Raw genomic sequence first — 13,184 nt, forward strand, 5'->3', positions numbered from 1 at the left:
AGTATGATTATCAAGGACAAAACGCAGGCAATAATACCTACGGTACGCTATAGTATACTCTACGCCGTCGGCGGAGAGAGTCTCTTACTATTATCACATTAATGTTAACAATCAACAAAATCTACGGAGGAGTCCCATACTTATTTTTTCTTATCCGAAGATTTAGTTTTTACCTTTGGGATCGTATCTGGGTTACGAACTGAAGGTGTTTGCGATAGAACAGCGATAATACCACTGCGAGCAGTTTCTAATGTCGCGTCAGATAATAAGTCAAGTACATTAACTTCCAGAACTTCTTCTATTAATTTCTTCAGCTTTGGTTCAATTGCTTCATCCAAACCAAAACGTACCTGTTCTGCTAAGTCTCCTTGACCTTTTTTCATCAATAATTGTTCTGGTTGAGTGATACTATCTTCTATAACAATTGCTAGAGTAGCATCAAATAACTGACAGGTAACCTTAGTAGGTCTATGTCCTAATTGATTTGAATACAAAGCTTGGATACTTTGTGAAACATTTCTCTCTAATTGTCCCCGAGTTGGTATTGCACCAGTCATTCATGAACTCCTTGTTAATCTTGACCACCATTAATAAGCCAGCATGCTGTTAATTAATACAGGTTATTACTAACAGCATGATTTCTTTAAAGAAATTACAGGCTGAAAGGAAAAAGCTGTATGAAATATAAACCTGCCCGAGTTACAAATAGTGGTGTGAATTAGTGTTGTACCTAAGATTTTTCAATTATTAATTTCTAATTGGTATTTTACTACTTAGTAATCGGTGCTTCACTACTTATCAGCAACTGGTACTTTACTGTTTAATGTGTAATTCATCAAGAAAGAACTGACCAAAGATAAAATCACAGGTCCCAGTATAAATGCTAAAGGTCCACTAACAGTAAATCCTGGTGCAAACAGAGAAGCTAACCAAAAACAAATACCATTAACGACTAAAGAAAATAATCCCAAACTGATTAAATTCAAAGGTAAAGTAAGCAAAGATAAAATAGGTTTAATGAATGAATTAACGAACCCTATTATCACACCTGCAATAATAGCTGCGGGAAATGTTGCTATATTTACTCCTGGAAAAATAATATCAACTACCAGCAAGCTTAAGGCTGTACCCAATACAGTAAAGAAATATCCTAACATAGTAATTTCCTCAATTTAATAAGCAATTTTCTTACGAGTGTTTCTCTAATTCCTTTACATATATTATGTACAATAAAGCATTTATAACCCTCTCTATAAAGATATATATATTTATTTACTATCTATGCTAAAAAGTATGTTTTTTTAAGCAAAAAAAATAACTCAAAATCTAACTCTTGAAAATTTGTAACCAATCTCTAGATAGAGGAAAAGCAACTAAATATGATTGCAGAATATAAGTGATTGTTTGTTGTAGATAAATAAATATGAAGTTATTACGAATCATTCTTGGTATCGTACTACCACCTGTAGGTGTATTTCTTACCTATGGTATAAGTCCCGCTTTGCTGATTAATATTTTGTTAACTTTACTTGGAATTCTTCCTGGTAGTATTCATGCACTTTGGGCAATTACTAAGTATTACGAAAAAGAAAATCAAGGAGGAAATGCAGCATATTAACACTTGCTATTTGCTAAGTTATTTACTAAAAAATTGTTGCATATATAGGAGCGTGAAGGAATCACGTTCCTTATTTTATATTTATCTATATTACACGTATCTGAAGAAGATTGTAGGGACGTAAAATCTTCGAGGATGTTTAGAAAGCGTTTATTGAACAAAACCCAAAACCATTGTTTATATCCCCCAGTTCGCTTGTGAAGAGGGCAAAAGTCTAACTTTCCAAGGGGTATTTAGGGGAAAGCAAGATATATTAGGTAAATAATATGACTTTTGAAGCATCCTCTTAGATCTCAAATCAGTTAACTTTTCTGGGAATGAGTTAAGGAATACCACAATTCTTTAAGAATACGCTTTAACTCCTTCTCTTTACGTGCTACTGCTGCTCCTGCCTCACTCATTTTATTTTCAAACTCTGTTTGCTTTGCTTCTACCAAAGTAGAACCTTTTTTTTCTGATTTTTCTTTAGTATTCTCATACCAAGTTTTAGCATTATCTAGATGCTGCTTAACCTCTTCGTAAGGTTCACCATAACGAGCAGCTAAATTGGCTTGTAAGACTGACAATTCGGCTTGTAATTGAGCATAACGTTTTTTCATTAGTTCAACTTCTTCGCTATTTTTGATATTCTCAACAGCTGTACTAACTATAGAACGAACATCAGAAGAAGTTTTTTCACTTACAGCTTCAATCTCCGTCAAAGCTTCCTCAACAGTTGACTGTAGTTGATTCTCATCTTCATCTAAGCGTGTTTGAAGCTTCTGAATTTCTGATTTAGTTTTTGCGATAGCTTCTCTTTGGGAGTGACTAATTCCTTCAATCATACCTTCTATAGAAGCCGTAACCTCTTCTTTTGTGTTTTGTCCTTTCTCTTTTACATTTTCTAACAGTGTGGCAAAGGTATCTCTGATAATATAACCCAATTCTCCAGAACCTTCTTTGAACTCACTAATAGATTGTGAAATTGCAGCACTAAAAATTTTTTTGATTCTTCCCGAACGCAATGTACCTTCTTCTTTTACTTTTTGTAAATCTGCTTTAATTTTATCCTTGGTAGAATCAGGCATATAAAACTCCTAAAATTTTTATAGATTCTAAAAGATATTTGACTTGATTTTATTTCGATTTTAAATAACTTTTTTTGCACTAAATTTGATTTGTCATATTACACCCCATCTTTTTTATCTAATTACATTATGATTATAGCTAAATAAAAAATATAAACATCAATAAAAGTGAAAAAATAACATTTGTTTTAAATTATGGCTTTTTAAAGTAAGGAAAATAGTTAATGCAAAAACACAAATACCCGGAAGATAAATCCCGGGCATAATTATAGAGAAAAATTCTGTAATTATTCAAATTTCTCTAGTAAAATTATTATTCTCAAGATTTATTTTCTTAAATAATACCTACTCCTTTACCACGATTATCACTTCCCATTGAGAGTTTTCCATCTTCGTCATTATTATTGATTTCAGCTAATTCTTTAGCTCTTCTAATAGCTTCTGCTTCTTCCTTTGCTTTTAAATCTCCACGTTCTTCATAATACATTTCTGGTTCGACTGCATAATTATTTGCTAAGCCCTCATTATCTATTGTGTAGCCACCTGTTGTATCTAATTCGTCTTCGGTTTCTTCTGGTTGTTGTTTGAAACCTTCTCCTTCACGTTCTATGCGTGCAGCAGTTTCAGCAGGTATAATATTGCGATCATATCCATCTTTTTCTGTTCTCTGTTTACTATCAACTACTTTTTCATTATTAGCCATAAATTTTTTATCCTAAATCTGCTTAATATTTATTATCGGATTAGTGTAGTAAATTTTGATTCCATCTCTGGAGACAAGTTAATATAAAAACTCTCTCTCTAAAGATATAAGTAGCAGTTAAAAAATATTAATCAAATAATTTTATGAAAAACTAGAATGAAGATTAGATTTTATTTATCTGGGATGATCTATAGCAATACTAAATTATTTAGGACTTATGCAAATGGCATAAGTCCTGAGGGAATCTACAACTCAAAGAATAATCGAATTAGTAGAGAAAATTCAAATCAAACTATTCTAAAAAAAATACAGATTAAAGTTTAGTTGAGGTATCAGGAGCAATCTCAACTCCTGATGTTTCTGAAATATTTTGCTCTAAAGAGATTAAGTCTGAAAAACTGTTTACATCTATACCCATTGCATTACAAGCTGTTTTTAATTCATTTTCAAAATTGCTAACACTATCACCATAGCCACAGCTTTTAGCTGCTATTTCTATTCCTTGTTTCATATTAGCACGGGCACAGTCTATTAATTCTGAACCTTTAAGGGGTGTTGATGAACTCATAATGTGTATAATTCCAATAACAAAATAACTTAAATAACACCATGGCAATTACATATTAATTTATTGCACGGGTTTATTTGAAAAAAAAAACTATTTATATTTGATTTATCTTTAATGTATCCTTACAAATCTAAATTAGTAAATTTTCTATTTCCTGTTTCTTTATTAAGAAAATATAATTTCCTGAGCCACATACTTACTGCTATATCATTTAACAATTAATTATTGCTCATATCGCAAGTAATATAATCAGTAGTACACAAAAAAAAGTCCGTTAAAGATAGCTTTGGATAAATAATAGTGTCCACAAATATCATGAGTGAACACTAATTTTTGTGTTGATTATATTTCGTATTATTTCTGAATTTTTATAAACCAGGATGTTCTTGTTTTTCTACTTTTGGTACGATATTGGGACGCTCTTGATTTTCCCAACCTGGGGGTCGTTTAGAGTTGTACCAAGCAATGGAGCCAATGGTTACAGCTGCAATAAATCCGAGAAAAATCACACCTGTTAGAGAAAAAGTATAAGTAGAAGCACCTTCTGGATTCGCAGAAATTTCTGCAAATATATAATTAAACAACAAACTCATTAAAAATATCCCCCACAATTTAACTTTGGGATGTGTGTACTTATTGATTTGCTATTAATAACTTATCTTTTTATATAAAGCTATACTTCGACCAGAAGAATATCTTTGCTCAAAATAATGTGCTTCTATTTATATACCTTCTGGATTTGAAAACTATTCCCAAGATAGAGATGAGCAAATATTCTTAATTTGAGATATTGAATTTACCTATTCTCCCAACTGATCCTAGAGATGCGATATTATTCCCAGTGCTAAGGCTTAAAAGACCAGTTCCCTACAGAATAAAGTCGCGTTTCTAGGAAATTTATATATCTCTGCAAATATAGATTTACATTCTTTGTAGTTAATTAAATAATTAAGACCAAGGTTGACGGAAATCAGGATATAAAGTCAAACCACCATCAACAAATATAGTTTGTCCGGTGATGTAAGCTGCTTCATCAGAAGCAAGGAAAGCCACTACCGCAGCCATTTCTTCGGGGGTACCAGCTCTACGCATAGGGATGTGAGTTTCTACTTCAGATTTTTCACTTGGATCGCTCGCCCAGCTATTAATAGGTGTAGCTGTTGCACCTGGTCCAATAGCATTAACCCTTATACCACGATCTGCGTATTCTAAAGCAAGAGTACGGGTAAGATTTTCCATTCCACCTTTACTGATGGAATAACCGACGTATTCTGGTCTAGGAATGATTTCGTGGACACTAGAGTTGTTAATAATAACTCCTGCTTTTTTAAGTTCTAGAAAATGTTTGAGAACTTCACGAGAACATAGATATGCACCCCGAAGATTAACTGCGATCGTACGGTCAAATTTATCTATTTCTAATTCATGGGAGGCTGCAGAACTCTGAATTCCAGCATTGTTAACAAGAATATCGATACCACCAAATTTTTCAATTGTTGTGGTAAACATATCAATTACATCTTGTTCTTGAGAAACATCTCCTTGAACTAATAAATGTTTGACACCACAATCTTGAATTTGGGTACAAGCTTGTTCCATCAGCATTTGTTCTTCGGTTTCTTTTGCTTTTTCCGCAGATTTGTAAAAGTTAACTGCTACATTTGCACCTTCTTGAGCAAAACGAATCGCAATTGCTCTACCAATCCCTGTTGCTGCTCCAGTAACCAAAATGTTTTTTGCTTTTAGACCTTTCATAATTTTTGTGCGGTGAATTTAATTCTCAAATTTGTTGCTAATCAAATTTACTTATTTAGAGTTGTTTATCTACATACATACAGAAACTTCTACTTCCTGATTCCACAGAGCTAGATACTTAGGTTCAGGATTCACATTTTTTTAGTGTTTTACGCTAGTGAGATCGTGATAGCAATACTAATTGATAAATCAATAATAATGACTTACGCGTAGCGCTATAGCTGCATGTTTTACAAAAAAAAGCATGTTTTAATATCAATGACTACGAATATTTGTAATATATATTTGTAATATAAGCTACCTTTTTTCAAAAAGGCTCTATCGCTAGTCTAATTATCTTTTTAACTTCAGATAGGTACTCATTGATAGTCACAGTTGTTTATTATAAGCCTATTAGCATGCTTTACCAACAATACAGAGTCATTGTTCTCAAAGGCTGCATAACATACAAAACCCCGTCCTCCTATGAGGCGGGGAGTTTATAATGCGTTTAATTTAAAGCCTCTAATTTGAATGTTAGGCTATAGCTAAAGCTGTCTGTAAATCTTGTTTACCTGCAGATATACAGATTTTCTATTTTTTGTTTTGCTAAAGTCATCTTCAAAGGGTGTAATGGCTTAAAAAATTCCCTATCACTAAGAGTCTCTGGTAATGGGTATAGTTTATGGGATTACTTTCACTCCTTTTCAATTAATATTTTTTGTATACTAGAACTTCTGTTGTGCTGCATCAAATTTATCCATTTTCATCACAAGCACAATCAAAGGAAATATAAGGAAAAACTTCAACAAAGAAGGGGCTAAAATAAACCCTAATATTGACAATATCGATCCACTTACTATTGCTGCAATTCGAAGAATTTCGTCTTGGAGCTTTAATCCTCCCCAGATAGAGCCAATCCCGATAACTAATAAAACCAAACAGGTTGCCAGCATTTTCAATTCTCCATATTCAAACTTGGGTTTTCTGTTACGCCAACGCTTAACAACCGTACTAAATTTAGAAATATCGAAATAAATCGATGCAAACGGTTTAAAGCTACGATCAACAAAAACCAATAAAGTTTACCCTTAAGTAGACTTAGCAAAATACCATATAAGTCTAACACTTAAATGAATGTCATAGAGATATTTGATGATTTATATACAAATTTTTACAAAAGTACATCAAGTAATTATATATGTATCAAGCTAATTATGATTTAAGCTAAATTATGGCTAAAACGAGTTAACCCTAGAGGATCATAACTCATTGGCGACTAAAGATGCAAACTCTGAGAAAGCTTCCTCGTTCCGGCGATAGTAAGTTGACTGTCCTTGACGGGTTGAGATTACCAAACCTGCTGTTTCGAGCATGGACAAATAATGAGAAACTGTGGACTGAGCCAAACCAGTTTTTTTCTGAATGTCACCAACGCAAATGCCAACTCTAGCCGTGTCTATCCCTTGTGATGGGAAATGGACTTCAGGATTCTTTAACCATTGAAGTATCTGAAGTCTTGTTTCATTAGCGAGAACTTTAAATACATCTTTCTTTTCCATGTCATCATAATATCGCGAAGGTTGGATATTTTCTTCTCTTACTAGTTCTTTATAATACGTTTGGTTTGATGTTGGTAGATAACAAATCGACTCTAATGTTATGCAAACATTAATATGACTGTTACTAAGCATCATTTAGTGTAATGGTTTCAATCCCTTTGCCTGTAACTATTTGGCTTTATAGTATCCCAATCATATCTTGAAAAAATAGGTTTTTCCATAGTCCCCATGAATCATTTTATTTGTAAATTAGGACAACATTGATAAGATATCTTCAAGAGTAAAGTAATACTTGCGAACAAGTATCACTTACTGAAATGCCTGCTTTTTCACCCAATTCATCACTCGATAAAATGGATAGTTCTGTAACCGAAAAACACATTTCAACCTAAAACTAAAGATAAGAGGTTAGAAATAATTTTTAACATCTATATATTAATTTATTATGAACCGCTACAAAATGTATATTTTTTTGGCAATAATTTACAGGTATATTGTGTAAAGTTAAAGTTTTTAGTCTTATAAGTTTTCAGTTTTGCAATTTTCATTAGGGGCTTCCCATAAATTATTATTTAATTAAATATTTCATTTGCAGTATGTGATCGCGACTTTAGTCTTAATGCACCGCACAATAAATTAATGTAAATTATGGGAACATATGGTATTTTGGCATTTTATTAGTCAAGTTGTCAGCCTTGTTTTTTCTAAAATCATCCCTAGAGACGCTGCTGCAAAGCAACGTCTCTAAACCTTCTGAGGATAACTAAAAAATAGCTATAAAGTTAGAAAAGAATATTCCATAGTTATCATACATGGTAAATCACGATGGATTTTATAGGTGCAACTTTTCCTTTTTTTAGCTTTGAATTAGGTTGTTTCCCCAAATTTTATCCAAAAGTACTAACTATTTTTAAGCTTGCTCCTGAGGGATTTGTGTTAATTGGGCTGCTAATTTTTCTTTATCTTGGCGACGTTTTTTTGCATAAAGTTGAATTGTTGCAACCATGGTGACAATCAAACCAAAAATTACCCAAACTGTGGCGTTTGTCGGTAGACTATTTTTAAAAACAGCTAACAATACAATCACCAATAGCATAACTGTAGGTGCTTCATTTAAACCACGTAGTTGTTTGCTACCCCATTTGCAAGTATTTTCTTCTAGCTGCTTCATTAAGCGTCCACAATAAAAATGATAGAACAGTAAAGCAGCAACAAAACCTAATTTAGCGTGCAGCCAACCCTGCTTTAAATACTCAGGTTGGGTAACTAATAAACCAATAGCACACCCTACGGTCACTACCATTCCAGGAGTGGTAATGATGTTATAGAGCCGTTTCTCCATAATTTGGTATTGATTTTTCAGGATGCTTTTGGCTGGTTCCGCTTCTTGATCGGCTTCGACATGGTAGATAAACAAACGTACTAAGTAAAATAATCCGGCGAACCAAACTACCACACCAATGATGTGAAATGCTTTAAACCAAGAATATGCCATAAGTTCTCCCCTTGCTCAAACGCTCGACAATTTTTGTTGTTTAATTCCTGCAAGTCATATCAATTAGGGTACGCCAAAATGCTTCACAGAAATTGCTATTACTGCTGTTAAAAATATAAAGAAGTGCAAAGTTATGATTGATTTTGGTGATTGGTGATTGGTGATAGCACTGCGTGCCACCGCAAGCGGCATATGGTAATTGGTAATTGCTGATTGGTGATTTTTAGTCGTTTCTAAATTTCTAATGCCCAACTCCTAAGCATGAATTTTCTCATAATGTCTTTCTAGAACGCAGATTCCGAATATTTTGCTCCCAATTTGCTCCATCAAAGGGTGTAATTTCGAAATCTGAAATCGGGTTACCATCAAGACAACGTAGGTTTACATCAATGCAATCTGGATGACTGCGGGGGATATAAAATGAGTGCACCCCGCAAATTTTACAGAATTTATGCTTCGCAACACCAGTATTGAAAGTGTAAGTTGTTAAAACTTCTTCACCCTTGAGGAGAGTAAACTTATTGTGCGGAACAATTAAATGCAAAAATCCTTTTTTTTGGCAAATTGAGCAATTACATTCATCTACTTGGTATTTTTCCACTACGACTTTGAAGCGAACAGCACCACAATGACATCCACCTGTATATATTTTTGGCTGCTTAGAACTTACCATAATACAAACCTCAAATAAGGTTGAAATCGCTTTTAACCTACTCCTACACAGTTTCAAAAAGCAAGATTTTTTGAGGAATTTATATCTTTGGAATAATAAAGGTTTAAGTCTGCATTTCCCAGCGTTTAATTGACGGCTTGGAGCATCCCAATCCAGAAAAAGGTAACACAGTACAAAAATCTTTCTCCTCCAAAGTGTAGTGCTATTTAGTTTTTAAAATATATGCTTTGCTTGTCATTGACTTAAAGTCTTTACCGTTGAAGCCTTGATGGTAGAGTATTTATGCTTGCACCTTTAGTTTCTTGGAAAGTTAAAATATTCAAGTTCTTATTAGTTCATAATCTACCTTGGGAAGTCAAAATCACTAAACTTAAGTTAACTTAAATCAAACTCGAGTATAAATTTATTCATGTCGTCCAACAATCAAATAGCAGTTGAATTCCGTAATGTTACTCTAGTCAAGGGCAATCGGCCTTTGGTATCCAATCTTAACTTCAGTATTAATCAAGGGGAAGCCTTGATATTACTTGGTCGTAGTGGTAGCGGTAAAACTACTACGATGAAACTAATAAATCACCTATATATGCCAACGGAAGGTGAAGTATTATTCAATGATATTCCAACTACCGAGTGGAATGAAATTAAATTACGAAGACAAATTGGTTATGTTATTCAAGAAATTGGTTTATTTCCCCATTTTACGGTAGAAAAAAATGTCGGATTAGTTCCTGCCCTAGAAGGCTGGAAACCAAAGCAAATTCAAAGTCGTGTCTCCGAACTGCTGCGGTTAGTTAGTTTAGACCCAAAACAGTTTGCTCATCGGTATCCCCATCAACTTTCTGGGGGACAACGTCAACGAGTTGGTGTTGCAAGAGCGCTAGCGGCAGATCCACCTGTATTATTAATGGATGAGCCCTTTGGTGCATTGGATCCCATTACCCGTTTGGAGCTACAACAGGAATTTCGAAGATTGCAGGAAGAATTGGGTAAAACCGTAGTTTTTGTTACCCATGATATCCAAGAAGCCTTTGTTTTAGCATCTAGAATTGCTTTGATGGATGAAGGAAAAATGGTGTTTTTGGGGACACCAGAAGAGTTTAAGCAATCTAAACACCCAGAAGCTCGCGCTTTTCTTGAATGTATTGAATTTGCACTATGAATAACTTTTTCTTGATTAAATATGGCTCAGAGATTTGGGAGAGTACTCTGGAGCACTTATTTCTTGTATTTGTCTCCATCGCCATTGCTACACTAATTGGTCTACCCCTAGGAATTTTAATTACCCGTGAAAAGAATTTTCGTCAACCAGTTCTTGGAATTGCAAATGTTTTGCAAACTATTCCCAGCTTGGCGATGTTTGGTTTACTAATTCCCATACCTGTACTTGGTGGAATCGGTAAAGTACCTGCAATTGTTGCGCTCACCCTTTATTCTTTACTACCAATAATCCGCAACACTTACACTGGTATATCCGGTGTAGATCCAGCAATTAGAGAAGCTGGGAGAGGTATGGGAATGACCGACAAAGAATTATTGATGCAAGTAGAAATACCCTTAGCGATGCCGGTTATTTTAGCTGGAGTTAGGGTTGCAACGGTAATTGCTATTGGTATTGCAACCATCGCTGCTGCTATCGGTGCTGGTGGTTTAGGGATATTTATTTTCCGAGGGATTTCTACAGTTAACAACGATTTAATTCTAGCAGGTGCTCTTCCTGCTGCTGGGATTGCTTTGTTTGCCGATCTTGCAATTGGTGGACTTGAGAAAAAGTTGAAAGTTGGGAAAAAATAAGTGGAACGGAAAATAGGGGATTATGGGAAGGGGAAAAAAGAACGACAAGTCGCAAACAATTAAGATGTTTTGCAGATAAATCGCATTTGCTGCTCGCGAATTACACACCATAGGATTTCCCCTTCCTATGTTTTGTCTTAAGTTTGAGTATAATTATTATTTTTTTAGAATAGCGATCAATTCTGTTTTTATCATTTGCTTCTGATTTTGTAGATATTTGCTAATTGGGTCATTACACATTACTCACAACAAAAATATCTCCTACAAGATTACAGTAAATAGCAAAATAGTTGACACAATCAATATAAAAAATAAATATAATTTGGAAATAAGTTAAAAATATTGAATACTTCAAGAAAACAGATAATTTAAAATATTTCAGCCAAAATTAAAGAATTTTTAGATTTCTTATTGTATTTTAGGATAATTATGTTTCTAGGGTTATAAGCCAATACAGTTCAGTTAAGACTTTTTTTAAACAAATAACACTGTAGAGACGCGACATGTCGCGTCTCTACAAAAGAAATTTAGGCTTATCTGAACCGTATTGGGTTATAAGCCACCCAATAAAATCACATTACAGCTCTAAAAATATACAAATTATGTAAAAATCAAACTTAATTCTATTATTTGTAATCGCCTGTAAAGGTATACAATAACAGTGAATTTAGAAAGCTGTCATTTGCTGTGTTACACTTGTATATATAATTTAGTTTAAATATTCGATGAATAGGTTCTACATGAGTATATTTACTAAATGCAGACATATTGGAGATACTTATAATTTGTTCTGTGCTTAAGTAGATAACAAGGATAATGAAAAATATATTTTTACCTTAAATTATCTTTTCAGAAGAACTTAGTTAAGCCTTGAAGTACCGATCATAATCATGAGTGACAGATTATGGATTTAAATGGCGAACAACGCAGTTACTTACATCAAGCAATTATGAGCGCTTATCCAACACAAGATAAATTAGCGATCATGCTTGATTTTAGTTTAGAAGAAAATCTAGTAGAAATATCAGGTGAGACAGATCTTCGTACAGTTGTTTTTAAATTAATTCAATGGGCTAAAACAGAGGGTAAATTAGAAAAATTAATTGAGAGTGCATATAACAAAAATCCCGGTAATCCAGAACTAGAAAATTTTTATCGCACAGTTTATAAAGAAGTAAAAATACTGGAAAAACTTAAAAAAGCAAGAAGTATCAATCAGAAATTAGAACAAAATTTAGAATATGAGAAAAGTAAAAACCGACAATTGAATACAGAACTTGAAAAAGAAAGGAATATAAATCAAAAATTACGTCAAAAAATTGAACTACATCTAAATCAAAATCAACAAAACAAAAGTAACTTATATAATTTAATTGTCTCTCTAAAATCTCTGCTTAAAGACCATAAATGGGAAGAAGCTAACCAAGAAACACTTAATATTATCAGTCAAATATTACATCATCTTTATAATAAAAACCCAGAAGAATCTTTGGATAAAAGAGATATTCATATTTTGCCTTGTTATTTGCTCTATCAAATTGATTTAATGTGGCAAAAATACAGCGACAATTGTTTTGGCTTAACTATTCAGAAAAACATTTGGCAAGAGAATATTTGGCAAGAGAAAGAATACACTAATTTAGAAAAATTTGGTTATTACTTAGGTTGGTATGATTATGACATGAAAAAATGGCATTTGTTGTCAGAACCAGCATTTAGAGCAAAAGTTAGTTGCAATAGGAAAAAATACAAAGGTATTTTGCCAACACTTTCTTCTGATTTGGAAGTGAATGCTATTCTTATCCCTTGTATCATAGAAAAACTTGGTATCATAGAAAAACTTGAATATTGTAATTACGACCTATTTTCTCCAATGGAGATAATTAATAATAACTGAAAATGGATAAAATTAATCACAAAACTCTGCTTGAAAAAGGAAATAATTAAGTATGTCATGAAAAATTATTATTTCG

At 33.2% G+C, this 13,184-nt stretch carries 15 protein-coding genes; 4 read left to right on the plus strand and 11 right to left on the minus strand.

What is annotated here, in order from left to right:
* Positions 1-140: 140 nt before the first annotated feature.
* Positions 141-557 (minus strand): DUF2294 domain-containing protein, encoded by a 417-nt coding sequence (locus tag QNJ50_RS07570; protein WP_300633735.1) that lies wholly within the window; start codon positions 555-557, stop codon positions 141-143.
* 234 nt (positions 558-791) lie between these two features.
* Positions 792-1,157 (minus strand): phage holin family protein, encoded by a 366-nt coding sequence (locus QNJ50_RS07575; RefSeq protein WP_300633736.1) that lies wholly within the window; start codon positions 1,155-1,157, stop codon positions 792-794.
* Positions 1,158-1,423: 266 nt separating this feature from the next.
* Between QNJ50_RS07575 and QNJ50_RS07580 the strand changes: the two genes are divergently transcribed.
* Entirely contained in the window at positions 1,424-1,618 is a 195-nt protein-coding gene (locus QNJ50_RS07580; RefSeq protein WP_300633737.1) for a YqaE/Pmp3 family membrane protein, read from the plus strand.
* Positions 1,619-1,920: 302 nt separating this feature from the next.
* Here QNJ50_RS07580 and QNJ50_RS07585 read toward each other — a convergent pair whose 3' ends face one another.
* The 9 genes from QNJ50_RS07585 to QNJ50_RS07625 form a co-directional block, all read right to left on the minus strand.
* The gene (locus QNJ50_RS07585; RefSeq protein WP_300633738.1) at positions 1,921-2,685 is read right to left on the minus strand and encodes a histidine kinase; all 765 of its coding nucleotides are present in this window, start codon (positions 2,683-2,685) and stop codon (positions 1,921-1,923) included.
* Positions 2,686-3,019: 334 nt separating this feature from the next.
* Complete coding sequence (locus QNJ50_RS07590) at positions 3,020-3,388, minus strand: hypothetical protein (protein WP_300633739.1); 369 nt, start codon at positions 3,386-3,388, stop codon at positions 3,020-3,022.
* A gap of 313 nt (positions 3,389-3,701) precedes the next feature.
* Positions 3,702-3,956, minus strand: coding sequence for a hypothetical protein (locus QNJ50_RS07595; RefSeq protein ID WP_300633740.1), 255 nt, complete (start codon positions 3,954-3,956; stop codon positions 3,702-3,704).
* A 368-nt stretch (positions 3,957-4,324) separates the two neighbouring features.
* A complete protein-coding gene (locus tag QNJ50_RS07600; protein ID WP_300633741.1) occupies positions 4,325-4,549 on the minus strand; it encodes a hypothetical protein in 225 nt (74 codons plus the stop codon).
* A gap of 355 nt (positions 4,550-4,904) precedes the next feature.
* Positions 4,905-5,711: a glucose 1-dehydrogenase gene (locus QNJ50_RS07605; RefSeq protein ID WP_300633742.1), complete on the minus strand. Its 807-nt coding sequence runs from the start codon at positions 5,709-5,711 to the stop codon at positions 4,905-4,907.
* Positions 5,712-6,418: 707 nt separating this feature from the next.
* The gene (locus tag QNJ50_RS07610; protein ID WP_300633743.1) at positions 6,419-6,769 is read right to left on the minus strand and encodes a hypothetical protein; all 351 of its coding nucleotides are present in this window, start codon (positions 6,767-6,769) and stop codon (positions 6,419-6,421) included.
* Positions 6,770-6,952: 183 nt separating this feature from the next.
* Positions 6,953-7,252: a metalloregulator ArsR/SmtB family transcription factor gene (locus QNJ50_RS07615; RefSeq protein ID WP_366914231.1), complete on the minus strand. Its 300-nt coding sequence runs from the start codon at positions 7,250-7,252 to the stop codon at positions 6,953-6,955.
* A 910-nt stretch (positions 7,253-8,162) separates the two neighbouring features.
* On the minus strand, positions 8,163-8,747 hold the full coding sequence (gene hemJ, locus QNJ50_RS07620; RefSeq protein WP_300633745.1) for a protoporphyrinogen oxidase HemJ: 585 nt from the start codon (positions 8,745-8,747) through the stop codon (positions 8,163-8,165).
* 271 nt (positions 8,748-9,018) lie between these two features.
* Complete coding sequence (locus QNJ50_RS07625; protein WP_300633746.1) at positions 9,019-9,420, minus strand: GFA family protein; 402 nt, start codon at positions 9,418-9,420, stop codon at positions 9,019-9,021.
* Between the two features lie 409 nt (positions 9,421-9,829).
* Here QNJ50_RS07625 and QNJ50_RS07630 point away from each other — a divergent pair, with 409 nt between their 5' ends.
* The 3 genes from QNJ50_RS07630 (at position 9,830) to QNJ50_RS07640 (ending at position 13,108) form a co-directional block, all read left to right on the plus strand.
* Positions 9,830-10,579 (plus strand): ATP-binding cassette domain-containing protein, encoded by a 750-nt coding sequence (locus QNJ50_RS07630; RefSeq protein WP_300633747.1) that lies wholly within the window; start codon positions 9,830-9,832, stop codon positions 10,577-10,579.
* Positions 10,576-11,211 (plus strand): ABC transporter permease, encoded by a 636-nt coding sequence (locus QNJ50_RS07635; RefSeq protein WP_300633748.1) that lies wholly within the window; start codon positions 10,576-10,578, stop codon positions 11,209-11,211. Before QNJ50_RS07630 ends, QNJ50_RS07635 begins: the two co-directional genes overlap by 4 nt.
* Positions 11,212-12,115: 904 nt before the next feature.
* Positions 12,116-13,108 (plus strand): effector-associated domain EAD1-containing protein, encoded by a 993-nt coding sequence (locus QNJ50_RS07640; protein ID WP_300633749.1) that lies wholly within the window; start codon positions 12,116-12,118, stop codon positions 13,106-13,108.
* The last annotated feature ends 76 nt before the right edge of the window (positions 13,109-13,184 follow it).

Source organism: Mastigocoleus sp. MO_188.B34 (genome assembly GCF_030065675.1).
Taxonomy (GTDB): domain Bacteria; phylum Cyanobacteriota; class Cyanobacteriia; order Cyanobacteriales; family Nostocaceae; genus Mastigocoleus.